At 57.4% G+C, this 22,319-nt stretch carries 21 protein-coding genes; 14 read left to right on the top strand and 7 right to left on the bottom strand.

Translation table 11 applies throughout. The features are described 5' to 3' along the window. Positions 1–9: 9 nt before the first annotated feature. From KMP13_RS01825 to KMP13_RS01815, 3 genes are read right to left on the bottom strand one after another with little or no spacing between them, the layout of a single operon-like run. Positions 10–912 carry an ABC transporter ATP-binding protein gene (locus tag KMP13_RS01825; RefSeq protein ID WP_215263777.1) on the bottom strand — a complete coding sequence of 301 codons (903 nt, stop codon included), beginning with the start codon at positions 910–912 and terminating at the stop codon, positions 10–12. Between the two features lie 12 nt (positions 913–924). Continuing rightward, complete coding sequence (gene ntrB / locus KMP13_RS01820) at positions 925–1,761, bottom strand: nitrate ABC transporter permease (protein ID WP_251363639.1); 837 nt, start codon at positions 1,759–1,761, stop codon at positions 925–927. Positions 1,762–1,764: 3 nt separating this feature from the next. After that, complete coding sequence (locus KMP13_RS01815) at positions 1,765–3,141, bottom strand: CmpA/NrtA family ABC transporter substrate-binding protein (RefSeq protein WP_215263776.1); 1,377 nt, start codon at positions 3,139–3,141, stop codon at positions 1,765–1,767. A 192-nt stretch (positions 3,142–3,333) separates the two neighbouring features. On the opposite strand from KMP13_RS01815, the gene KMP13_RS01810 reads away from it, so the two are divergent. Further along, positions 3,334–5,202 (top strand): sigma-54 interaction domain-containing protein, encoded by a 1,869-nt coding sequence (locus KMP13_RS01810; protein ID WP_215263775.1) that lies wholly within the window; start codon positions 3,334–3,336, stop codon positions 5,200–5,202. A 4-nt stretch (positions 5,203–5,206) separates the two neighbouring features. Here the strand turns inward: KMP13_RS01810 and KMP13_RS01805 are convergent, their stop codons facing one another. Then, positions 5,207–6,865: an FAD-binding oxidoreductase gene (locus KMP13_RS01805; RefSeq protein ID WP_215263774.1), complete on the bottom strand. Its 1,659-nt coding sequence runs from the start codon at positions 6,863–6,865 to the stop codon at positions 5,207–5,209. 76 nt (positions 6,866–6,941) lie between these two features. Beyond that, entirely contained in the window at positions 6,942–7,565 is a 624-nt protein-coding gene (locus KMP13_RS01800; protein ID WP_215263772.1) for a glutathione S-transferase family protein, read from the bottom strand. A gap of 147 nt (positions 7,566–7,712) precedes the next feature. Here KMP13_RS01800 and KMP13_RS01795 point away from each other — a divergent pair, with 147 nt between their 5' ends. After that, the gene (locus KMP13_RS01795) at positions 7,713–8,615 is read left to right on the top strand and encodes a LysR family transcriptional regulator (protein ID WP_215263771.1); all 903 of its coding nucleotides are present in this window, start codon (positions 7,713–7,715) and stop codon (positions 8,613–8,615) included. On the opposite strand, the gene KMP13_RS01790 is transcribed toward KMP13_RS01795, so the two are convergent. Beyond that, entirely contained in the window at positions 8,602–9,492 is an 891-nt protein-coding gene (locus KMP13_RS01790) for a LysR family transcriptional regulator (RefSeq protein WP_215263770.1), read from the bottom strand. The genes KMP13_RS01795 and KMP13_RS01790 overlap by 14 nt on opposite strands. A gap of 117 nt (positions 9,493–9,609) precedes the next feature. Between KMP13_RS01790 and KMP13_RS01785 the strand changes: the two genes are divergently transcribed. From KMP13_RS01785 to KMP13_RS01750, 8 genes are all read left to right on the top strand, one after another. Next, on the top strand, positions 9,610–10,767 hold the full coding sequence (locus tag KMP13_RS01785; protein ID WP_215263768.1) for an ABC transporter ATP-binding protein: 1,158 nt from the start codon (positions 9,610–9,612) through the stop codon (positions 10,765–10,767). Between the two features lie 2 nt (positions 10,768–10,769). Continuing rightward, complete coding sequence (locus KMP13_RS01780) at positions 10,770–11,750, top strand: carbohydrate ABC transporter permease (protein WP_215263767.1); 981 nt, start codon at positions 10,770–10,772, stop codon at positions 11,748–11,750. Then, positions 11,747–12,709: a carbohydrate ABC transporter permease gene (locus tag KMP13_RS01775; RefSeq protein ID WP_215263766.1), complete on the top strand. Its 963-nt coding sequence runs from the start codon at positions 11,747–11,749 to the stop codon at positions 12,707–12,709. Before KMP13_RS01780 ends, KMP13_RS01775 begins: the two co-directional genes overlap by 4 nt. 120 nt (positions 12,710–12,829) lie before the next feature. Next, on the top strand, positions 12,830–14,077 hold the full coding sequence (locus KMP13_RS01770) for an ABC transporter substrate-binding protein (protein ID WP_215263764.1): 1,248 nt from the start codon (positions 12,830–12,832) through the stop codon (positions 14,075–14,077). A 60-nt stretch (positions 14,078–14,137) separates the two neighbouring features. After that, the gene (locus KMP13_RS01765) at positions 14,138–14,956 is read left to right on the top strand and encodes a phosphodiesterase (RefSeq protein ID WP_215263763.1); all 819 of its coding nucleotides are present in this window, start codon (positions 14,138–14,140) and stop codon (positions 14,954–14,956) included. Between the two features lie 27 nt (positions 14,957–14,983). After that, complete coding sequence (locus tag KMP13_RS01760; RefSeq protein WP_215263762.1) at positions 14,984–15,823, top strand: phosphodiesterase; 840 nt, start codon at positions 14,984–14,986, stop codon at positions 15,821–15,823. Between the two features lie 99 nt (positions 15,824–15,922). Continuing rightward, positions 15,923–16,735: a glycosyltransferase gene (locus KMP13_RS01755; RefSeq protein ID WP_215263761.1), complete on the top strand. Its 813-nt coding sequence runs from the start codon at positions 15,923–15,925 to the stop codon at positions 16,733–16,735. After that, complete coding sequence (locus KMP13_RS01750; RefSeq protein WP_215263759.1) at positions 16,732–17,613, top strand: DMT family transporter; 882 nt, start codon at positions 16,732–16,734, stop codon at positions 17,611–17,613. Before KMP13_RS01755 ends, KMP13_RS01750 begins: the two co-directional genes overlap by 4 nt. Here KMP13_RS01750 and KMP13_RS01745 read toward each other — a convergent pair. Continuing rightward, complete coding sequence (locus tag KMP13_RS01745; RefSeq protein ID WP_251363638.1) at positions 17,580–18,401, bottom strand: putative rhamnosyl transferase; 822 nt, start codon at positions 18,399–18,401, stop codon at positions 17,580–17,582. The two genes, KMP13_RS01750 and KMP13_RS01745, sit on opposite strands and share 34 nt — an antisense overlap. 349 nt (positions 18,402–18,750) lie before the next feature. On the opposite strand from KMP13_RS01745, the gene rpsL reads away from it, so the two are divergent. The 4 genes from rpsL to KMP13_RS01725 all read left to right on the top strand — a co-directional run. Beyond that, a complete protein-coding gene (rpsL, locus tag KMP13_RS01740; protein ID WP_005621086.1) occupies positions 18,751–19,122 on the top strand; it encodes a 30S ribosomal protein S12 in 372 nt (123 codons plus the stop codon). Between the two features lie 15 nt (positions 19,123–19,137). Beyond that, positions 19,138–19,608, top strand: coding sequence for a 30S ribosomal protein S7 (gene rpsG, locus KMP13_RS01735; protein ID WP_215263758.1), 471 nt, complete (start codon positions 19,138–19,140; stop codon positions 19,606–19,608). A gap of 21 nt (positions 19,609–19,629) precedes the next feature. Beyond that, positions 19,630–21,747 carry an elongation factor G gene (fusA, locus tag KMP13_RS01730; RefSeq protein ID WP_215263757.1) on the top strand — a complete coding sequence of 706 codons (2,118 nt, stop codon included), beginning with the start codon at positions 19,630–19,632 and terminating at the stop codon, positions 21,745–21,747. A gap of 63 nt (positions 21,748–21,810) precedes the next feature. Then, the coding region (locus tag KMP13_RS01725) for a GTP-binding protein (protein WP_215263756.1) at positions 21,811–22,319 on the top strand (509 nt) is incomplete at its 3' end.

Genomic DNA, 22,319 nt, shown 5'->3' with positions numbered 1-22,319 from the left:
TGTCGTGAATTAGCCACCGACGCTGCGCAGCGGAGGTGTTTCACCGCCTGCTTCGTCGGTTTTGATTTTGTCGATCCGCACGGTTTCCGGGTGCTGCATCTCACCGTTGGAGGGTTGACCGGCCAGCTCCTTGGAGCGATGCCCCAGGAATTGCACCAAGTGGTTGCGGATCGGGTAGTAATTGGGATGATCGACGATCTCGGTCCGGTTGCGGGGCCGAGGGATTGTGATTTCCACTGATTCTGCCACACGCGCCAGCGGGCCATTGGTCATCAAAAGGATGCGATCCGCCAACAAAATCGCCTCGTCGATGTCATGGGTGATCATGAAAACGGTCTGTTCGGTTTGGCCCCAGATCTTGAGCAATTCATCCTGGATCGTGCCCCGTGTCAGCGCGTCCAATGCGCCAAAGGGTTCATCCAACAGCAGCAGTTTGGGATGGTTGGCAAAGGCCCGCGCGATGGAGACACGTTGGCGCATACCACCGGACAGCTGGGAGGGTTTGCGATGCACAACATCGCCTTCCAACCCAACCATGGCGAGGTATTCCAACGCCTGATCCGTGATTTCCTGCTTGGAGTTGAGCGGATACCGCGCCTTGATCCCAAAGGTCACGTTTTTCAACGCGCTCAACCATGGCAACAAGGAATAGTTCTGGAACACCACCCCCCGGTCTAAACTGGGGCCGGAGACTTCGAACCCATCCATTTTGACCACGCCGGACGTCGGTTCGGCCAGGCCTGCAAGGATGTTCATGATCGTGGATTTACCGCAGCCTGAATGGCCCAGGATGCAGACAAATTCGCCCTTCTCAATGCCAAAGGTGGCATTTTCAAAGACGGTCATCGTGCCGCCGTTTCCATCCGGGAACTGCTGGGTGAGCTGCTCGATGCTCAAAAAGGGTTTTGGCATAACGTGGCTCCTTTATTCGGCAAAGGCGACGGCGCGTTGCAAGGCACCAAAAGCGGCGTCCAGCAGCATGCCGACGATGCCGATCATGAGGATGGAGAAAATCACCGAAGTGAGGTCGAGGTTGTTCCACTCGTTCCAGACGTAATAGCCAATACCAGTTCCCCCAACGAGCATTTCAGCCGCGACAATCACCAGCCAGGCAATCCCGATCGAGATCCGCATACCGGTCACAATAGTCGGTGCGGCGGCGGGCAAGATCACGGTAATCGCGGTCTTCAAAGGCGACAGTTCATGGGTGCGGGCCACGTTGACCCAATCTTGGCGCACGCCGGAAACACCAAATGCGGTATTGATCAACATCGGCCAAATCGAACAGATAAAGATCACAAAGATCGCGCTCGCCTCGCTGTCCTGAATGATAAACAGCGCAAGGGGCATCCACGCCAGCGGAGATATTGGGCGCAGAACCTGAATGAACGGGTTCAACGCTTTATGAGCCACGGGCGACATGCCGATCAGAAACCCCAACGGCACCGCAACCAATGCCGCCAGGATGTAACCCGTCAGCACCCGGTAGATGGAGTATCCGATCTGGATGCCGATCCCCTTGTCGTTTGGCCCCGCATCATAGAACGGGTTGGACAGCTGCTCCCAGGCTTTGACCAGAACTTGGCTGGGTGGCGGCACGCCCGCCTTGGGCACGCCTCCGCCCGTTAGACGTTCATATTCCGTCAGTTCTCCAACGGCTTTCTGGGCTGGAATGGAGGCCTCCCAAATGAGGAGGCCCACCAACAACAGCACCACGGACAAAATGGCAGCCCGCTGGTTCTGAGAGAGATTGTCCAACATCCGTTAGGCTTTCCCGATGTCAAAGCTGGCCGCGTATTCTGCGGGTTTCGCCGGATCAAAGGTTTTGCCCATGATGGTGTGCGATTTGTAGGTGACGTCCGGGGCGGCATAGCCCAGGTCGTTCATCACCTTCTTCGCATCGGCCGCCAGATAAACCTGTTCAGCCACACCTCTGTAATCCACATCGCCTTCGATATAGCCCCAGCGTTTCATCTGGGTCAGGATCCAGACCCCCATGGAGTGCCAAGGGAAGGGGTCGAAATCGATGCGATCCGGAACCTGCTGAACTTCGCCCAGACCATCGGCATAGGTGCCGGTCAGAACCTGTTCGATCACTGGGATCGGCTGGTTCAGATAGTTCGTCGGCGCAATCGCGGCCGAGATTTCTTTTCGGTTGTCCGGGTTAGACGCGTATTGCGTCGCGTCGATGATCGATTTCAACAGAGCACCATAGGTGTTTGGCAGCTCAGTTGCAAAAGACAGCGGCGCGGCAAAGGCACAGCAGGGGTGACCTTCCCAGATGTCTTTGGTCAAGGTGTGGATGAAACCGATGCCTTCCCAAACGGCGCGCTGGTTGAACGGATCTGGCGACAGATAGCCGTCCAGGTTGCCGGCACGCAGGTTTGCAACCATCTCTGGCGGCGGAACCACGCGGATCTGGATGTCGACATCCGGGTCCAGACCGAATTCCGCCACATAGTAGCGCAGCAGGAAGTTGTGCATGGAATATTCAAACGGCACCCCAAAGGTAAAGCCTTTCCACTGTTTTGGATCACGCTTGTCCAGATGTTCGTTCGACAGAACAATGGCTTGGCCGTTGATGTTTTCGACAGCCGGCATGATATAGGGCTCCGCAACCGAGCCGGCACCCAGCGTCATCGCCAGCGGCATCGGCGTTAGCATGTGGCTGGCGTCATATTCACCCGACAGGGATTTGTCTCGCGCAACAGCCCAGCCCGCGGTTTTAATCACTTTGGCGTTCAGGCCGTAGCGTTCATAAAACCCCAGCGGCTGCGCCATGATGATCGGCGTCGCACAGGTGATCGGGACAAAGCCGATGTTCAAATCGGTCTTTTCGGGCGTGCCGAGGTTGTCGAGGATCGCGGCTTTTGCTTCCTCAATTGGGAAAACAGACGCCAGCGCCGCGGCTGCGGTGGTTCCGCCAACCATCCCCATAAAGGAGCGGCGGCCAATGTCGCTTTGACCAAAGACCGAGCGCACGATCGCGCTTTCAACGGCTTGTCCCAACATCTCTTCGCTGTTCATCGTGCTGGTGGATTCAGCGGCGAAAGTCTCTGAACACGTGTCACAGGAACAGCCTGCTCCGTGACGTAAATCGGTGTCTTTTGAGAACGGATTCCCAAGGCTCTTGACGGTCATAGCGCACCCTCTCTGTTTAATTTTCCGCTATGCTGACACGTCATTTGCCATTGAAATAGAGAGTTAACATTTTGCTGAAAATTCGTATCTCTCTGAAAATGCTGGTAGTTTTTTGTGCGCTTGTTACGAATTTTCGTGATTTACGATAAATCGAAATGGCCGGTGCGAAATCGCCTTTGTAATGCTGGTTTTATGCAGATCGAATCGAATTTCGCCCTAACCGTCGCGCTCAGCCCTTTGCCCATGGTGATTTATGATCCCAGGGCCGACAGGATTCTGGAATGCGATGCCCGTGCAAAAGACCTGTTCAAAGTTGCAGAATTTGATCAGGGGTTGGCACCGTTCCTAACCTCTCCTGCGGTGGGTTTTGCGGTGTTTTTGGAGGCCGTGTCCCATTACGGGAGTTATGTGGAGACGGGACTTTCCTTTGAAACCGCAACGAAGGGTGCGCTGACGCTGGAAGTCTTTGGCTCCTCTGTGGCGGGCACGGATCCGCAGCTGTTTTCGCTGTCATTTCTAGACGTAAACGCCCAAGGGCACCGGGCGTATCTGGCGGAAAAGGACGCCCATCATCGTGCAGGATTGAACCATTGGCGGGAAGTGCACGGGTTCTTTCAGGAGGTCGAGCGGGAGAACCGGTTGATCCTCGATGCTGCGGGCGAGGGGATTTACGGTATCAACGCGGACGGCAAAGCAACCTTTGTGAACCGCGCCGCCCAAGAGATGTTGGGCTGGAAAGCCGAGGATCTGATTGGGCAGGATCTGCATGCGATGATCCACCACCATCATTTGGACGGCGGGCATTTTCCCGCACGGGAGTGCCCGATCTATCGCTCCTTCCGAATGGAAGAGACGGTGCGGGTGGATGAAGACGCCTTTTGGCGCAAGGATGGTAAGCCGATCCTTGTCGACTATGTCTCCACTCCGATTTATGACCGTGGGGTTCTGGCGGGGGCCGTGGTGATTTTCCGTGACATCACGGAGCGGCGCGAAAACGAACGTAAACTGCGCGCTGCTCTCAGCGAGATCGAAGCGTTAAAAGCCCAGTTGGAGCAGGAGAATGACTACCTCTTGACCGAAATGCGCACGTCGCGCCTGCAAAAGGGTCTGATTGGCCAGTCCGCCTATACCCGCAGCGTCAATGCACAGATCAATCTCGTCGCGGAAACAGACACCAATGTGCTGGTGCGTGGCGCGCCGGGCAGTGGCAAGACACAGGTGGTCTCTCTCATCCATGACGCCAGCCCCCGTGGGAAACGACCCTTGGTGCATGTGGATTGCGCGACAAAATCGGCGCGCGATCTTGAGATTGAGCTGTTTGGTTATCGCAAGGGCGCCTTTCGCGGGGCGGAACGCGATACTGTTGGCAAACTGGTTCTGGCGCAAAACGGCACGCTGCACCTGGACGAGATCACCGATATGCCGCTTGATTTTCAGACCAAGCTGCTGGAGGTGCTGCGCCAGAAGCATTTCACCAGAATAGGCGCCACAGACCCCACGCCCTTGGGCACGCGGATCATTTCCTCAACCGCGCGCGACATTGATGTCGAAGTAGAGGCCGGACGGTTCCGGCAGGATCTGTTTTTCGAACTCGCGGTTTTTCCGATCCAGACCCAAGACCTGCGCAGTCGCGGCGATGATATCCCGCATTTGGCGCAGCATTTTCTGGAACAAACAGTACGCCGCGCGCGTTTGCCGATGACCCGGATCAGCCGCGCCAATATCGAGACGTTGCAATCTTATGATTGGCCGGGAAATGTGCGCGAGCTGCAAAATGTCGTCGAACGCGCCGCTATTTTGGCCCAAGGCGGGAAATTGGTTTTTGATTTCGCAACCAGACAAAGCCAGTCGTTGATCGAGGTTGACCGCATTTACAGCGACGCAGAGCTGCGTGCCATTGAGCGCGACAATCTGGTTGCCTGTTTGCGGCGTGCAGGTGGACGGGTGTCAGGGCAAAATGGTGCTGCGCAGCTGCTGGGACTGGCTCCAACAACGGTCTATTCGCGGATCAAGTCACACAAGATCAAGGACACGGAATGGGCCGATCCCATGTCGGTTTGACGGTTTAACCCGCCCCAAAACTCTCGGTATGGATCCTAGCGTCGTCCACACCGCGTTGCATCAACCCATCCTGCCAATCGGCCATAAAGATATCGGGCCCGCAGATGAAAAATTCGGTGTCGTGCGGCAACGTGAACTGCGACAGCGCATCCGGGGTCAGACGCCCGTCGTGATCATGTTTTAAGGCGCGTCGGTCGGACATGTCCGCTTTGCTATAGCAGGTATAGGTCACCAGCAGCGGATGTCGGCGGCGCAGCTGGTCCAGATCAAAGGCAAAGGGATGATGATGCGCATCACGGGCCCCGTGCAAAAACCACAAGGTCCGGCGCGGGGCCTCGACCAATGCAGCCTGTACCAGCCCCATCATCGGTGTAATGCCAATCCCGGCACTGATCAGCATCAACGGCGGCTGTGTGGCGGGCAAGATCATCGCGCCACTGGGCCGCAACCCTTCCACTCTGTCTCCGACCTCAAACCTGTCGTGCAAATAGCGGGATACGACGCCCAACGGATCCCGTTTTACGGTGATCTGATACCTGTTTTGCCCCGGCAGATTGGTCAAGGAGTAGGTGCGGCGGATCTTGTCCGACCGTCCGGGCACAGTAACTTCGACTGGCAGATGCTGACCGGGTTTGAACACAGGCAGGACACCCTGATCACGCGGTTCAAACACAAAGGATTTGCTGTCCGCGCTTTCGGGGCGTTTTTCGACCAATCGCAGATCGCGGATCGCGTCGCCCTTGGTGTCCCACCGCAGTCGCAGCGCGCTGGGCAGGTCGACCACCGCCTCGACATCGATGGTCACCACACGTTGTGCACCGGGATATTGGGCCAATTGCGCGGCAGTTGCGTCAACCGTGGCGCGGCCCGAAATTTGCAGCATCCCTCCGGTTGCGAAGTCGATGAACAAGAGACCCGCGCGCCCGTCACGCAGCAGATTCCCCATTGTATTGAAGTAGTTGTTGCCAGGGTAGTCAGGATATCGAAGCTGCGTGATTGAGGTGGCGCGCACAAATCCCGCAGGCCCTCCGCGGTGGGAGGCATCCATCCCATATGACGCATGCTCACCGGGCTCCCGAAACCCGCTGGCAATAAAAAACGTATCTGCTGCATGGATGCGGGCTTGTTGATCCGCGCTCAATTCTTGGGTGCGGGACACGGGGTCCGGCGTCGCTTTGGGCAGCAGATGATAGCCGCGGGCGTGGATATGTTGCGGACAGTTGCCAAAGGACTGGTCGACCGCAAAATGCAGGCCATCCCCGTCAGATTGGGCAATGCGGCCATTCACACGATTGCGGCGGCGACTGGCCAGTTCGATCCCAATCAGCCCAAGGTCCGCACCACCCGTCAGCGCGCCAGACAGGGCATCACCGGGCGCAAGTTTCCCCGATATGTGCAGGCTTTTCTCAGTAGGGGAAGTAATATGTCCCACATCGCCTTCCAATACGGTGGCCCATGGACGCCCTGCGGCGTCACGCGCTGCGGCGATCAAGAACGGTTGCGCGCAAAAGAACTGCCGATGTTGGTCAGGCATAAAGGGGCGAATGACTCGACGGCCAACGGCCTCGATCCGGCGCACACCCAGGCTCTCTTGCAACGCGATTTCGCCCGCATGGAAGGGCGAGCCATCGGTGGTGCTGTTGATCTCGGGCTGGTCAGACATGGGAACCTCGGCGGCAGGCTTGGGGCTGCGAATAGCGTTTCGGAGCGCAGCATATGCGCCCCGAAACGCCAAGGGTTTATTCGGCAGCAAGGCCAACTTTGGTAACAGGCATCGCTACAAAACCAGACAGTGCCTCGATCCGGGCCAGAAGCGCGCGGATGTTTGGATAGGCCTCAAGGGAGACGTTCCCTTCGGGCGCATGGGCCGCGTAGCTGTAGAACGCGACATCCGCGATTGTTGGACGGGCGCCGACCAGCCATTCTTTGCCGTTCAGATAGGTCTCAAGATAGGTGAAGGCCCGGTCAGAAACCGCTTGCGCACGTTCCGCATCCAACGGGGCGCCAAAGACGGTGATCAAACGTGCCGCAGCAGGGCCGCTTGCCAGTTCACCGGCCGCAAACGCCAGGAATTTGTGAACCTGAGCTTCTTCCAGAATGTCCGCAGGGATCCATTCGGGTGCGTATTTGCGCGCCAGATAGACCAAGATCGCATTGGAGTCGGCCACAACAGTGTCGGCGTCTTCGATGACCGGAACCAGACCGGCTGGGTTCAGGGACAAAAACGGCTCCTGCTTGTGGGCGCCATTGGCGAGGTCCACGTCGATGGTCTCGTAATTGATGCCGGTCAGGGCGGCGAACAGCTCAACCCGGTGGCAGTGGCCAGACAGGGGGTGGCGGTGAATTTTGATGGCGTTGGACATTGCAGCATTCCTCTTAAATTACAGGGTCACTCAAAGGATCGCGCAGATCTGCTTTGGCATGCGGACTATGACCTAAGAATATGCGTGCGATAATCGCTCGATTTATTCAATCATTATGTCTATTTTGTTCACAAATGGGGAGGCCAGATGGACAAGGTTGAAACGATGCGGGCGTTTGTGGCGGTCGCGCAAGAGCAATCCTTTACCAAAGCGGGGCGTCGCCTTGGACTGTCGACCAAGCTGGTCAGCAAATATGTTCAACAGCTTGAGGGGCAGTTGCAGTCCCGCCTGTTCAATCGCACCACCCGCAGTGTGTCGTTGACAGAAGTCGGGACGGCCTATTTGGGGCGGTGTCGGTCGATATTGGAACAGATGGATGATCTGGATGCTTTGGTGCGCGAACATCAGGTCGCGCTGGCCGGCCCCATACGCATCACCGCGCCAACCGGGTTTGGCAGCACCCGCCTGGCCGAAGCCTTGGTGCCGTTTTTACGCGACCACCCGGATGTTCATCTGGATCTCAAGCTTTCGGACACGGTTGTGGCCCTGGTTGAGGAGGGCATGGACCTCGCCATTCGCATCGGCAAGCTGCGCGATTCTTCGTTGATCGTGCGGAAATTGGCCGACATGCCATTGGTTGTCAGCGCGTCCCCGGATTATCTTGACCGCAATGGCCGCCCCAAAGACCCGCGTGCATTGGCGACCCACACCTGTTTGGTGGATGAAAACCAAGCCAACCTGACCGCGTGGCGGTTCCTGTCCAACACAGGAGAGGAACATGTCGCCAAGCTGAATGTCACAACCCGCGCCAATGCGCCGGCGGCTCTGGCACGTATGGCCATTGGCGGGATCGGGATCGTGCGGTCGCCGCGCTACACGGTCGAAGAGGCGTTGCGCAGTGGCGCGTTGGAGGAAATCTTGCCCAGCTACACATCCGACGGCTACGGGGTCTACGCGCTGTACCCACAAAATCGCCACCTGACCCGGCGCGTGCGCGCCTTGATCGACCATCTGGCGCAGGAATTTTCAGGCACAGCTAGCCCGGATTAAACGCCCCCGCCGCCAGCGTTTCGGCACTGTCGATAAAGGCCCGCACCAGCCGCAACCGCGCCCGGTCCTTGGGCGCCAAGATTGAGATTTCGTGTTGCTCTGACAGTTCCTGGATCGGCACCTCGACCAGGGATTGCGCCAGACGGCCGCTGCGCGACAGGAAGATCGCGATGCCGATCTCATGCAGAACCGCTTCACACATCACCGGAAACGTTGTCATACGAATGGTGCGCGGCAGGGCGATGTTGTGGGTTTTCAACGCGGTGCTGACGACCCGCTGGGTGAGCGAGCCGAATTCGGGCAAGATCACGGTTTGATCCACCAGATCGCGCAGGCTGACTTCTGCGGCAGCTGCCAAGGGGCTGTCCGGGTGAACATAGGCCACATAAGAGATCTTGTGCAGCGGCGTGTTTTCAAATTCATCCGACACCGGTGCGTCCGTTACAATGCCCACATCCACATGACGTTCCCGGATCAGGCGCGTCGCCGTGGTCCAATCATGCAGGGCAAAGTCGATCTCAACATTGGGATAACGCGCCGCGAAATCCCGGATCGCCTCCAGCGCGGGTTGTGGCGCATTGGCGATCACTTTGAGATGGCCGTTTTCCAGCGTCTCAAACCCTTCAAGCCGCTCGGAAATAGCGCTATCCAATGCAACCAGACGATCGGCCAAGGCAAAGAACTCCTGCCCGGTGCGGGTGACCGAGATACCATTGCGACCCCGGATCAAAAGCTGCGAGCCGACTTGCTGTTCCAGCTTGGCCACATGTTGGGTGATGGTCGATTGTGTCACGCCAAGCCGGGTGGCGGCAGCCGAAAAACTGCCCTCCCGCACCACATAGGCAAAAGCGGAAAACTGGTGGTGATTGGGGCGCATCGCACTACTCCAGGACCTGGGTTTGGTGCACAACGTAGAAACTATTAGTGTCACTAATATAACGTCACATGGATGAGGTATGGCGCGCCTAATGTCCCCGCAAACGAGGGGAATCACATGGCTGAGTTAGCTATCGAAAATGTGACAAAACGCTTTGGCGAGACAGAGGTGCTCAAAGGCGTGTCCTTGACCATTGCGGACGGTGAATTCGTCTCTCTGGTTGGACCATCGGGCTGTGGAAAATCCACGCTACTGCGGTTGATCGCAGGGCTTGAGACACAGACCAGTGGCACAATTCGCCTTGCGGGTCAGGACGTTGCGGGTCTGCGTGCGGCGGATCGCGATCTGTCGATGGTGTTCCAATCCTACGCGCTTTATCCGCATCTCAGCGTGCGTGACAATATCGCGGTGCCCTTGCGGATGCGGCGGTTGAACGGACGTCAACGCCTGCCCGTGGTTGGCAGATTTCTGCCCGGCGCCGGGGGCGCGGAACGGCAGTTGATGGGTGACGTGGAACATGCCGCCACGACGCTGGAAATCGACCACCTGTTGGACCGCAAGCCCGGTCAACTGTCCGGTGGACAACGTCAGCGGGTTGCTCTGGCACGCGCCTTGGTGCGCGATCCCGCGGCCTTTTTGCTGGATGAACCGCTGTCCAATCTGGACGCCAAGCTTCGGATTCAGACACGGGTTGAGATTGCTGAACTGCACCGACGCCTCGGCGCGACGTTTGTCTATGTGACCCATGATCAGGTTGAGGCTATGACCATGTCCAGCCGGATTGCGGTGATGATGGGCGGCAAGATCCTGCAATGCGCCGCCCCGGAAGAGATCTATGAAAACCCTGCCGATATCCAAGTGGCGGAATTCATCGGCGCGCCCAAGATCAATATCCTGCCGGTGGATGTGACGTCCGATGGGCATGTTGGTCTGTTGGGGCGACAATTGCCGCTCAGGCTGGCCCAACCAGAGACAGGTGCGCGCATCGGCTTCCGGCCACAGGCGCTGCGTCTGTCCGGCGCGGATGCAGGTCTGACCGGGGTTGTCGCCCATACCGAAAACCTCGGTTCCGAGGTGTTTGCCCAAGTATCTGTGCCGGGGCTTGAGAACCGGGTCGTGATGCGCGCAGACCCTGCGCAACGCGCGGCCCTGCACCTGGGCGCAACGGTTGGGGTCGATGTCGACTGCACCGCGGCCCTTTTGTTTGACGGCAAAGGCCAGCGGATCCGCAATGTCAGCGTGAAAACCACGCCCGAATTGGCCGGAGCGTTGTGACGATGGCAGAGCTGACCTCCACCCTTGCCAAACCGCAAAGCGGTGAACAGGACGCCGCGCGCCGGCAACGCCGTGCAGCCTGGGCGCTGACCCTGCCTGCGGTCTTGTTGATGGGAGTGATCTTGCTGGTGCCGGTCGCGGTTGCGGCGGTCCTGTCCTTCACCGATTTTTCGCTGGGCAATGACAGTTTCAACTGGGTTGGTTTCAAAAACTACGACCGCCTGTTCACCCGCTCCACCTATGCCAAGATGTTTGTCGCCACCTTCACCTATGTCGTGACGGTTGTGCCGATCTCGGTTGGTCTGGGGCTCGGGGCGGCGCTGTTGATCCAGTCCATTACCCACCTGCGCGAAGTCTATAAAACCATCTATTTCCTGCCGGTTATGGCGACGCTGTTGGCGATGGCCATTGCATGGGAGTTCATGCTGCATCCATCCATCGGCATGATCAACCGCACGCTGGAACTGGGCTGCGGAACCGTTCTGGAACACATCTGGCCGTTTATGGCCAATGGCTGCGTCCAAGGCTTTCCGGTGTGGCTCGGCGACAAACGCTATGCGATCTGGGTGATCTCCTTCATCGGGATCTGGCAAGGCTTTGGCTTTAACATGGTCTTGTACCTCGCGGGCCTCACCGGGGTGCACCGCGAGCTGTATCACGCGGCCGAAATGGATGGCGCCAAATCGGGATGGGAGCGTTTCCGTCTGGTGACCTGGCCCGCGCTGGGCCCAACCACGGTGTTTGTTGTCACCATCAGCTGTATCCGCGCCTTTCAGGTCTTTGACACGGTGGAGGCCTTCTGGCCCCAAGGCGGCGGTCCCAACAAATCCACCTATGTGATGATGTTCGCCATCTTTGAAAAAGGCGTGCAGCAGAACCTCATTGGGGCAGGGGCCTCGATTACGGTGATGTTCCTAGTTTTTGTCATGATCCTCACCCTGATCCAGCGCTGGTTGGTGGAGCGAAAGGTGCATTACGGATGACACACGACTGGTGGAAACATCTGATCCTGACCCTTGGTGCGTTGATCGTGATTGCGCCGTTTTACATGATGGTCAGCTATTCGTTTAAATCTCCCGGAGAGATCGACCGGGGAGAGGGCGGCTTTTTCGGACGCCAAGAGCTGATGGTGGATGAGCGTTGCGTGCAGCTGCGTGACCCCAACCGGGATGAGATTACAACCGCGCGCACGCGTTTCCCAAACCAGACCGACCGGCAAATCCACACTGCAATGGTGGCCGAGGCCACAGTGGACTGTTCCATGCGTCCGGTGGTGTTCAACTACTCCAAAGCTTTCACCGAGGCGCCGTTGCTGCGGTATCTGTTGAACGGTGTCATCGTCACCGCGTCGATCTTTTTCATTCAGGTGCTGGTGGCGGTGCCTGCCGCCTATGCCTTGGCCAAGCTCAAATTCTGGGGGCGGGAGGCGGTGTTTTCGCTGGTCCTGTTCTGCCTGCTGATCCCGGTGCATGCCATTGCACTGCCCCTTTACATCATGCTCGCGAAACTGGGGCTGACCAACACCTATGCCGCGCTGGTGGTGCCCTGGACGATCTCGGTCTTTGGGATCTTCTTGATGCGGCAGTTCTTTATGACTGTTCCCGATGATCTGATTGATGCTGCCCGGATGGACGGTATGGGAGAGTTCGCGATTGTCTGGCGGGTGATGCTGCCCACTGCGATCCCCGCCCTGCTCGCTTTTGCGATCTTCTCTATCGTGGCCCATTGGAACGACTATTTCTGGCCGCGCATCGTGGTGACCGGCAACCGCGATCTGTTCACGCCGCCTTTGGGCCTGCGGGAATTCAAAGGCGACGGCGACGGCAGCTTCTTTGGTCCAATGATGGCCACCGCAACCGTGATTGTGATGCCGCTGATCGTAGCCTTCCTGCTGGCGCAAAAGCGTTTCATCGAGGGGATCACCCTCAGCGGTATGAAATGAATATGAGATTTTCGGGTGCGGAGGTGCCGCACCCGACACCAGATCCCGACAGGGATGAACCAGAAGCGCCGGATCGGCAAATCAGCGCGCTTTGAAGCTCAGGAGTGAGAGGTAAGAACCATGAAAACCACCGTATCCGCAATGATTTTGTCAGCGCTCGCCACCGTCGCGGCGGCAGAAGACAAAGTGACCATCGAATTCGCCTATCCCTACAGCCACTTGTTCGACGTGACCTATGAGGCGATGATGCCTGCGTTCCACGCGGCGCATCCCAATATCGAGGTCAAGTTCCGCTCGACCTATGAATCCTATGAAGATGGCACCAACACCATCCTGCGCGAAGCTGTGTCCGGCAACCTGCCTGACGTCACCATGCAGGGCCTGAACCGCCAGCAAATTCTGGTCGAAAAAGGTATCGCCCAGTCTTTGGCGCCATTCATTGCCAAAGAAGCTGACTTTGCCACCGAAGGCTACCACGACGCCATGCTTTCGCTGTCGACTTTTGGCGGTGACGTGCACGGCCTGCCGTTCTCGGTCTCTTTGCCTGTTGGCTATTACAACATGGACGTGCTGAACGCGGCCGGTATCGAAAAGCTGCCAACAACCTGGGAAGAGGTCATCGCGGCCTGTGAAACCATGAACGCCAATGGCGTGCAAAACCCGATCTTCTGGGGTTGGAACATCACCGGCAACTGGTTCATGCAGGCGCTGATGTGGTCGCAGGACAAAGCCATCGTCGAAGACGCAGCCGTGGCTCTGGACAGCCCCGAAGCGTTGAACGCACTGACCCAGATGCAAGAGATCTTCACCAAATGTGAGATGCAGAATTTGGAATGGAAAGCGGCGCTGGCGTCCTTCTCTGCCGGTGACATCGGCATGATGTTCTGGTCCACCTCTGCGCTGGGCGCGGTGGAACGTTCGCAGGGTGATTTTGAACTGGTGACCGGCCCGTTCCCAGGCATGGGCGAAACACCCCAAGGTCTGCCAGCCGGTGGCAACGCCGCCATGCTGACCTCCACTTCGGACGATCCGCGCGTACAAGAAGCCGCCTGGACATGGCTCAAGTTCATCACCTCGGGTGAAGGCGCTGCCGAAGTTGCCAAAACCACCGGTTACATGCCGCCGAACAAGGCCGCAAACGAGGTGATTCTGGCCGACTTCTACGACCAGAACCCCAACAAACAGACCGCCGTGGATCAGCTGCCTTTGCTGCGCGACTGGCTGGCCTACCCGGGCGACAATGGTCTGGCGATCACTCAGGTGATCTATGACGGGATCGAGCGCATCGTCACCGGTGATGCAACCGACATGCAAGAGCTTCAGGAAGAGCTGGTGGAAGAGGTCAACGACCTGCTGCCAAACTCCTAAGCCCTAAAACACCACGGGCCGTCCCTTTGGGGGCGGCCTTTTTACGACCAGAGGCAGACGATGAAAATCATCCATATTTCCGACATTCACCTGACCATCCCCGGCGAACAGATGGGCGGCCTTGACCCCCACGCACGTTTTGCACGGGCGCTTGCCGATGTGGCGCAGAACCACAGCGACGCCACCCGGATCATCATCACCGGCGATCTGACCCATTGGGGCGAGGTTGCGGCCTATGACACGCTGAAAGAAGCGATTGCAGCGGTGGATGTTCCGGTGCGGCTGCTGCTGGGCAATCACGACAACCGTGCCAATTTTCTGAGCGTATTTCCCGACCACCCGGTGGATGCCAACGGCTATGTGAACCACGCCGAAACCATTGCCGGGGTCCGTTATATCTATCTCGATACCGTGGGCGAACAGACCCACGCCGGGCATTTTGGGGCGGATCGGATCGAATGGTTGGCGGCCGAGCTTGCTGAATGTTCCCGCGCGCGCCTGTTCCTGCATCACAACCCAATGCCAGTGGGCCTGCCAGCCGAGGATCAGATCGCCTTGGTGGCCGAGGACCAGCCCGCCTTTCACGCGGTCCTCAAGGAATATGCGGATCGGATCGAGTATTTCCATTTCGGTCACGTCCACACCCCAATCCATGGCGTGTTCCAGGGCGTGCCTTTTGCCTCGGTTCCGTCCACCGGCAACCAGTCCTACCCCGATCTGCGCGAGCAGAAATGGCTCAAAGGGGGCGCGATGGATCCGGCCTATTTCGTGCTGTCGATTGACGGGGATCACACGCTTATTCACCAGATCCCTTTTGCCTGGGAGGGTGAAATTGGCCTTTATGGGACCGAGTGGGAAGATTGGGCCAAGGACGAATGAGGCCAAGGATCAAAGGAACGATATGAAATGAAATTCATCCATCTGACAGATACCCATGTGGTCGGCGGTGGGCAGCGTCTTTATGGCGGTGATCCTGCGTCGATGTTGGGCCGCGCTGTGGCCTCGATCAATGCGGAACATGGCGACGCGGCCTTTGTTGCGATCACCGGCGATCTGACCCATTGGGGGGAGGCCGAGGCCTATGCCGCCTTTGCGGCTGAGATTGCGAAACTGACCATGCCGGTGCATCTGCTGGTTGGCAACCACGACGTGACCGAGGCCTTTGTCCAGACCTTCCCGGACGCACCGCGTGATCCTAATGGCTTTGTCCAAAGCACGCTGGACACCGAGGTGGGGCGCTGTCTTTTCCTCGACACCCACGTGCCCGGAACCCACGAAGGTGCCTATTGCGAAACCCGCCGCAACTGGTTGGCGGATGAACTGGCCAAGACGTCCGGCCCGGTCTTCCTCTTTATGCATCACCCGCCGTTCTCTGTGGGTCTGGCCGGTATGGATACAATCATGTTGCAAGAGGCAGAGACGTTTTACGATGTGATTGCCCCACACAAAGACCGGATCCGGCATCTGTTCTTTGGCCATCTGCATCGCGCGGTCTTTGGCAATTGGCGGGGGATTTCCTTTTCCTGCATGCGGGCCGTGAACCACCAGGTGGCGCTGACCCTTGATCCCAGCAAAACCGATGTGTTGGGCAACCGCGAAACCCCAGCTTACGGCGTGGTCCTGGCCGATGCGGATCAGGTGGTTGTGCATATGCATGATTTCACCCAGGTCGATACATCCTATCCGTTGTCCGCCCCCAAAGGCGAAGACAAACGCGCCTATGCGCTTGCGTTTGATCCAATCTAAGGAGAATCTTAGCGGTCTGTGTCGTAAAACTGCGGTGCGTCTGGATTGTCGGGCGCGCTGTTTTCACCAGTTGACCCAGATTGACGACCCAGATTGACCATGACACTCAAACTTCAGATCGTTGGATTGGTCCGCTTCTCGGTTCTCAGCCCGACGTTCTATTCCCAACGGTTCAACTCGCTTGATGAAACGGCCGCGCATCTTTTTGCGCCGGACCGGATGGAGCTGCGGTTTCGCCTGTTCGAAGCCCTGTGCCTGCCGTCCTTGGTCGGGCAAAGCGACGACGGGTTTGAGGTTGTGGTGCTGACGTCACGCCGCCTGCCGCGCCGCTATTGGGAACGGCTGTGCGAATTGGTTGAACCCTTCTCCCATATCACCTGCCAACGGTTTGCCCCCAGCAAACACTATCGCCTGCTCAAACGTGGGTTTGATACGGTACCTGTGCGGGATGCGACCCACCGGGTGCAGTTCCGACTGGACGATGATGATTGCCTGGACAACGAATTCATTCGTCGGCTGCGCCGATCCGCCGAAGGGCTGATCCCGCTGCAAGCGGACGCAGAACCCTTTGCTCTGTGTGGAAATCGTGGATTTTATGCCCATAAAACCCGCATGGGCGTTCAAGTCTATGACAGTTGCGAGCATGCGCCGCTGTCCGCAGGGGCCACAATTGTTGGCAAAGTCGGGCAGCGAGTGAACCCCTACCGGTTCAATCACCGCCGCTTTGCCCAGCATTACAACACCTATTCCGATATTTCGGTGCCGACTTTTGTGCGCACGGTGCATGGCGACAATAAATCCGACGCGACACAAATGGGCTTGACCCGGCGGTGGTCACGGGCGCAGATCGATCACGCTTTGCGAAAGCATTTCGATTTGACCCCTGACTTCCTGAACGAGCTTCTTGCATGACATCCAACCAGATGGGCGCGCTGTACATGGTGATCGCCATGTCCGCTTATTCCATAAATGACGCGCTGGTAAAACTGGTCGGCGTGGACCTGCCGCTGTCGCAGATCATGGTGATGCGCGGGGTGCTGGCCTCAGTGCTGCTGCTGGTCTTGGCCCGTTTTATGGGGGAGCAGTTCCTGCCCAAATCGCGACGGGACTGGGGCTTTGTGCTGTTGCGCGCCTCTTGCGAGATCGCGGCCACTTATTTCTTTTTGAACGCGCTGTTTTTGATGCCGATCGCCAATGCGGCTGCGATCATGCAAGCCATTCCGCTGACGGTCACGCTGGCCGCCGCGCTGTTTCTGCCGGAACACGTGGGCTGGCGACGGGTCTGCGCCATTCTTGTGGGTTTCCTGGGCATGCTGTTGATCGTGCAACCTGGCACTGACGGGTTTGCCGAAGGCACCGGCTATGTGTTGATCACCGTCGTCCTGGTCACCAGCCGCGATATCGTGACGCGCTATGTGCCTGCAGGCGTGCCGTCAATGTCGATGGCTGTGACCACGGCGGTGGGGGTGACCCTGTTTGGCCTCGTCCTCAGCAGCTCTGAAAGCTGGGTGCCGCCCACACCGACCCACACGGCCTTGCTTGTGGGGGCGTCGGTCATGATCTTGATCGGTTATTTGTTTGTGATCCTGTCGATGCGCGCAGGCGATGCGTCCTTTACCGCCGGGTTCCGCTATACCGGCCTATTGGTGGCCCTGATCGCTGGCTTGCTGCTGTTTGACCAATGGCCAGATGCGCTGACCCTGCTGGGCGCGGCTATTGTAGTGGGGGCCGGTCTGTTCACCTTGGTGCGGGAAAATCAGCTGCGCAAACGGGCAAAGCTGCGCAACTGATCCAGCTGCTCTTCCCCGATGGCCAGACATTGTTTCAACACCCGCCGCTCGGCATCGGTGATTAGATGCAACTCCTCGCGCGACGCGTTTTTCTGACGGGAATCGTTGAACTGATTGTGGCTGCGCAAAAACATCGCGCGGCGGTTCAGGGTCACGCTTGGCATCGAGTGAAAGATCCGGTGATGGCCAAAATTCATGATCGAACGATGCGCACCTCCCGCCACATACATGGCCAAGGCCGCGGTCTGATAGGCGCGCACCCCTTCTGCGACCATAAACCCTTCGGCTTGCGCACTGCCGAGAAAACCGTTGTTGAAATCAAAGGCGACAAATTTATGCCGTTTCAACAGGCCGGGACAGTCATCGGCCGTCAGGCGCAGCTCTTGGACAAAATCAACGGCGACACCGTCATCGTCATCCAGCCTAAATTGCAAACAGGGTTCTGACTTGTTTTGGCGGGCCTCGTTCAAGATCCTTTGCATGATCGGGCGGTGACGCTCGGGTGGTTCTTTGCGGATTTGAATTTGCGGCACTGACGCACACAGATCCCGCAAACGGCTCTCATATGCGGCAGGCATCGCCTCTCCGATCACCACAACCAGCGTAAAATCCGGGTCTGTCTGCGCCTTGATGCCGGGCAGGGTGATGGCCTCAAACAGGGCGAACCGTTCTTCCATCCGACGGGCGGCATAAAGATAGGCGATCCGTTCCTCGATACTGTCGTGTTCCACCTGGAACCCGCCAAGCGCAGGGTAGGAAAACCGGCAGAGCCCGATTACTTGCATCATTCAGATCATCCGTTGTTTTGTGGCCGTGACGAGTTTGATCATAGCGGTGAACGCATCACAAGCTTTGGTTGCACCCCAGGCAGGGCGCGCGATGTTGACAAGCCCCGCGACTCCCCCTATACGCCCGCTATCCGGCTTATGGGGTAATCCCTCTGATGCCGAATTCATAACCGATGTGGATCAAGGTTCAGGTACTTTAATCATCTGTTCCCTCTGTGAACCCACCGCGACGTTGACCTCGGAATGGCAACGTTTGCGGTTTTTGCGCTTGCGCAGACATCGGGTCGAGTTGAGCCGCAGAGCCTTGGCCCTGCATGACGAAATGTTGCAAAACGGGGATATAACCGGAATGCCAACGATCCAACAGCTGATCCGCAAGCCGCGTCAGCCGAAAGTAAAACGCTCGAAGTCCATGCACCTGGAGCAGTGCCCCCAGAAGCGTGGCGTGTGTACTCGCGTTTACACCACCACACCTAAGAAACCGAACTCTGCGATGCGTAAAGTTGCGAAGGTTCGCCTGACCAACGGTTTCGAAGTGATCTCCTACATCCCGGGCGAAAGCCACAACCTTCAGGAACACTCTGTGGTTCTGATTCGTGGCGGTCGTGTAAAAGACCTTCCGGGTGTCCGTTACCACATCCTGCGCGGTGTTCTGGATACCCAAGGTGTTAAAGATCGTAAGCAACGTCGTTCGAAGTACGGCGCAAAGCGTCCCAAGTAAGAAGGAGAGGCTGAGATGTCACGTCGTCACGCCGCTGAAAAACGCGAAGTCCTGCCAGACGCCAAATTTGGCGATCGCATTCTGACCAAATTCATGAACAACCTCATGATCGATGGTAAGAAATCTGTTGCAGAAAAAATCGTCTACAACGCGCTGGATCGTGTTGAAACTAAAGTCAAGCGCGCCCCTGTGGAAGTGTTCCACGAAGCGCTGGACAACGTAAAACCGTCTGTCGAAGTTCGCTCCCGCCGTGTTGGTGGTGCAACTTACCAGGTTCCGGTTGAAGTCCGCCCCGAGCGTCGCGAAGCACTGGCAATCCGCTGGTTGATCACCGCCGCACGTGGTCGCAACGAGAACACAATGGAAGAACGCCTCGCCGGTGAGCTGCTTGACGCTGTACAAAGCCGTGGCACTGCCGTTAAGAAGCGCGAAGATACGCACAAGATGGCAGAGGCTAACAAAGCCTTCTCGCACTATCGCTGGTAAACCTTCAGAGGCTGACACCCAATGGCACGCGAATATCCGCTCGACCGCTACCGTAACTTCGGTATCATGGCGCACATCGATGCAGGTAAAACCACCTGTTCCGAGCGCATCCTGTATTACACTGGTAAATCCCACAACATTGGTGAGGTGCACGATGGTGCAGCCACCATGGACTGGATGGAACAGGAACAGGAACGTGGTATCACCATCACCTCCGCTGCGACGACCACATTCTGGGAACGCACCGAAGATGGCCAAACTGCAGACTCTCCTAAGCACCGTCTGAACATCATCGACACCCCTGGCCACGTTGACTTCACCATTGAAGTTGAACGTTCGCTGGCGGTTCTCGATGGCGCCGTTTGTGTTCTTGACGCAAACGCCGGTGTTGAGCCCCAAACAGAAACCGTGTGGCGTCAGGCTGACCGCTACAAGGTTCCGCGTATGGTTTTTGTCAACAAGATGGACAAAATCGGCGCTGACTTCTTCAACTGTGTCGCAATGGTCGAAGACCGTACCGGCGCGCGCGCTGTTCCGGTCGGTATCCCGATCGGTGCTGAGACAGAGCTGGAAGGCCTGCTCGACCTGGTGACCATGAAAGAATGGGTCTACATCGGGGAAGATCTGGGCGCGTCCTGGGAAATTCGCGAAATTCGCGAAGACCTGCAAGACATGGCCGACGAATGGCGCGGTAAGATGATCGAAGCGGCCGTCGAAGAAGACGACGACGCGATGGAAGCTTACCTCGAAGGCGAAGAGCCCGACGTGCCAACACTGCGCGCATTGCTGCGCAAAGGCACTCTGGCGATGAACTTCGTTCCGGTTCTGGGCGGTTCTGCGTTCAAAAACAAAGGTGTTCAGCCGCTGCTGAACGCTGTGATCGACTATCTGCCGAGCCCGCTCGACGTTGTTGATTACATGGGCTTTAAGCCTGGCGACGAAACAGAAACACGTGACATTGCCCGCCGTGCGGATGATGACATGGCGTTCTCTGGCCTGGCGTTCAAAATCATGAACGACCCCTTCGTTGGCTCGCTGACCTTTACGCGCGTCTACTCTGGTGTTCTCAACAAGGGCGATACCCTGTTGAACTCCACCAAAGGCCGTAAAGAGCGTGTTGGCCGTATGATGATGATGCACTCGAATGACCGTGAAGAGATCACGGAAGCATTCGCGGGCGACATTATCGCGCTGGCAGGTCTGAAAGACACAACAACTGGTGACACCCTGTGTGCAACCAGCGAGCCTGTTGTTCTTGAAACCATGACCTTCCCAACGCCGGTTATCGAAATCGCCGTTGAGCCAAAGACCAAAGCCGACCAAGAGAAAATGTCTCAAGGTCTGGCACGTCTGGCTGCCGAAGATCCTTCCTTCCGTGTTGAGACCGACATCGAGTCCGGTCAGACCATCATGAAAGGCATGGGCGAACTTCACCTGGATATTCTCGTCGATCGTCTGAAGCGTGAATTCAAAGTTGAAGCGAACATCGGTGCGCCTCAGGTTGCTTACCGTGAGACGATCGGTCACGAAGTTGAACACAGCTACACCCACAAGAAACAGTCGGGTGGTTCTGGTCAGTTCGGCGAAGTGAAGATGATCATCTCGCCGACGGAAGCTGGCGAAGGTTACTCCTTCGAGAGCCGCATCGTTGGTGGTGCTGTTCCCAAGGAATACATCCCAGGTGTTGAAAAGGGTGTTAAATCGGTCATGGACTCCGGTCCGCTGGCTGGCTTCCCTGTGATCGACTTCAAAGTTGCTCTGATCGACGGTAAGTTCCACGATGTGGACTCCAGCGTTCTGGCCTTTGAAATCGCAGCTCGCATGTGTATGCGCGAAGGCATGAAAATGGCCGGCGCGAAACTTCTGGAACCGATCATGAAAGTAGAAGTGATCACTCCCGAAGAATACACCGGTGGCATCATTGGTGACCTTACCTCCCGTCGTGGTCAGGTTTCGGGTCAAGAACCACGCGGCAACGCGATTGCGATCGACGCAAACGTGCCGCTGGCGAACATGTTCGGCTACATCAACACTCTGCGTTCGATGTCATCCGGCCGTGCCCAGTTCACCATGCAATTCTCGCACTACGATCCGGTCCCGCAGAACATCTCTGACGAGATCCAGGCGAAATACGCGTAAGCGTCTCAAAAATTGGGGGGTAGGCAAGGGTGCCTGCCCCTCTCAACGAAAAGGAGGCCTCTCATGGCTAAGGAAAAGTTTGAGCGTAATAAACCGCACGTCAACATCGGCACCATTGGCCACGTTGACCACGGTAAAACCACGCTGACCGCAGCGATCACCAAATACTTTGGTGACTTCAAAGCCTACGACCAGATCGACGGCGCACCCGAAGAAAAAGCCCGCGGCATCACCATCTCCACCGCGCACGTGGAATATGAGACCGAAGCCCGTCACTACGCCCACGTTGACTGCCCCGGCCACGCTGACTATGTGAAAAACATGATCACCGGCGCGGCGCAGATGGACGGCGCGATCCTGGTTGTGAACGCAGCTGACGGCCCTATGCCGCAAACGCGTGAGCACATCCTGCTGGGCCGCCAGGTTGGCATCCCAAAGATGGTTGTCTTCATGAACAAAGTTGACCAAGTCGACGATGAAGAGCTGCTGGAACTGGTTGAAATGGAAATCCGCGAACTGCTGGAATCCTATGACTACCCAGGCGACGATATCCCAATCGTTGCAGGTTCCGC

The organism is Epibacterium ulvae (assembly GCF_018678075.1).
GTDB lineage: Bacteria > Pseudomonadota > Alphaproteobacteria > Rhodobacterales > Rhodobacteraceae > Epibacterium > Epibacterium ulvae_A.
Note: the sequence above shows the minus strand (reverse complement) of the source record. Positions and strands in the feature narration are given on the sequence as shown.

Coding starts and splice junctions, on each gene's coding strand:
- rpsL (WP_005621086.1), top strand. CDS start 18,751: ATGCCAACGATCCAACAGCTGATCCGCAAGCCGCGTCAGCCGAAAGTA.
- KMP13_RS01805 (WP_215263774.1), bottom strand. CDS start 6,865: ATGTCTGACCAGCCCGAGATCAACAGCACCACCGATGGCTCGCCCTTC.
- ntrB (WP_251363639.1), bottom strand. CDS start 1,761: ATGTTGGACAATCTCTCTCAGAACCAGCGGGCTGCCATTTTGTCCGTG.
- KMP13_RS01795 (WP_215263771.1), top strand. CDS start 7,713: ATGGACAAGGTTGAAACGATGCGGGCGTTTGTGGCGGTCGCGCAAGAG.
- KMP13_RS01800 (WP_215263772.1), bottom strand. CDS start 7,565: ATGTCCAACGCCATCAAAATTCACCGCCACCCCCTGTCTGGCCACTGC.
- KMP13_RS01815 (WP_215263776.1), bottom strand. CDS start 3,141: ATGACCGTCAAGAGCCTTGGGAATCCGTTCTCAAAAGACACCGATTTA.
- KMP13_RS01750 (WP_215263759.1), top strand. CDS start 16,732: ATGACATCCAACCAGATGGGCGCGCTGTACATGGTGATCGCCATGTCC.
- KMP13_RS01760 (WP_215263762.1), top strand. CDS start 14,984: ATGAAATTCATCCATCTGACAGATACCCATGTGGTCGGCGGTGGGCAG.
- fusA (WP_215263757.1), top strand. CDS start 19,630: ATGGCACGCGAATATCCGCTCGACCGCTACCGTAACTTCGGTATCATG.
- KMP13_RS01745 (WP_251363638.1), bottom strand. CDS start 18,401: ATGATGCAAGTAATCGGGCTCTGCCGGTTTTCCTACCCTGCGCTTGGC.
- rpsG (WP_215263758.1), top strand. CDS start 19,138: ATGTCACGTCGTCACGCCGCTGAAAAACGCGAAGTCCTGCCAGACGCC.
- KMP13_RS01785 (WP_215263768.1), top strand. CDS start 9,610: ATGGCTGAGTTAGCTATCGAAAATGTGACAAAACGCTTTGGCGAGACA.
- KMP13_RS01790 (WP_215263770.1), bottom strand. CDS start 9,492: ATGCGCCCCAATCACCACCAGTTTTCCGCTTTTGCCTATGTGGTGCGG.
- KMP13_RS01780 (WP_215263767.1), top strand. CDS start 10,770: ATGGCAGAGCTGACCTCCACCCTTGCCAAACCGCAAAGCGGTGAACAG.
- KMP13_RS01755 (WP_215263761.1), top strand. CDS start 15,923: ATGACACTCAAACTTCAGATCGTTGGATTGGTCCGCTTCTCGGTTCTC.
- KMP13_RS01775 (WP_215263766.1), top strand. CDS start 11,747: ATGACACACGACTGGTGGAAACATCTGATCCTGACCCTTGGTGCGTTG.
- KMP13_RS01825 (WP_215263777.1), bottom strand. CDS start 912: ATGCCAAAACCCTTTTTGAGCATCGAGCAGCTCACCCAGCAGTTCCCG.
- KMP13_RS01765 (WP_215263763.1), top strand. CDS start 14,138: ATGAAAATCATCCATATTTCCGACATTCACCTGACCATCCCCGGCGAA.
- KMP13_RS01810 (WP_215263775.1), top strand. CDS start 3,334: ATGCAGATCGAATCGAATTTCGCCCTAACCGTCGCGCTCAGCCCTTTG.
- KMP13_RS01770 (WP_215263764.1), top strand. CDS start 12,830: ATGAAAACCACCGTATCCGCAATGATTTTGTCAGCGCTCGCCACCGTC.